Raw genomic sequence first — 597 nt, 5'->3', positions numbered from 1 at the left:
GCCGTGCGACCTGAGCCGGGTTCGGCACGCAGTCGGGATCGACTTCGTCGGCGACCTCAGGCGCGGACCAACGAAGCCCGTTCAGCGGGTTCTGGTTGAAGTAACCGCGTTCGACCGCCACTGCAAAGACTTCATTGACGGCGGCCCTCTTGCGCTTCACCGTCTTCGCGGCAGCGGCCGTTCCATCGAGCTTGCGGCACAGCGCATCGAGCCCCCGGCGCAGCGCGTCGGGTTCCTCCAACTCACTGACGGGCAGCGAGTGACGCTGCAACCAGTCCAGTGCGACCTGCCACTCCTCCGGAGGATCGATTCTCCAGGCGTTCTTGTTGAATGCCCAGGAGTACAGCGCCCGCCGCAGCACGCGAGGCGCCTGCGGCACGGCCCCTGGCTCGACAAAGGCCGGGGTGATGGTGGCCAGGGCGTCGGCAAGCGTGCGGCGCGTGTTTCCCGGTGTCCGGTCCCACCGCTGCTCGATGTACTCCCTCGCCAAGGCATACCAAGTGGTGCGCTGCTTCAGGGCCCGGAGCTCGGAGGCTGGCAGACCCGTCCGTGGATCAAACGGTTCGCCGTCGCGCGCGGCAGTGATCAGCTTGGCGC

The 597-nt window shown here is 67.5% G+C and carries 1 pseudogene; it reads right to left on the bottom strand.

The features are described from left to right. A pseudogene (locus KUM32_RS44525) lies at positions 1-597 on the bottom strand (integrase); the annotation flags it as partial.

The sequence above is a fragment of the Streptomyces sp. AC627_RSS907 genome (genome assembly GCF_019049165.1).
Note: the sequence above shows the minus strand (reverse complement) of the source record. Positions and strands in the feature narration are given on the sequence as shown.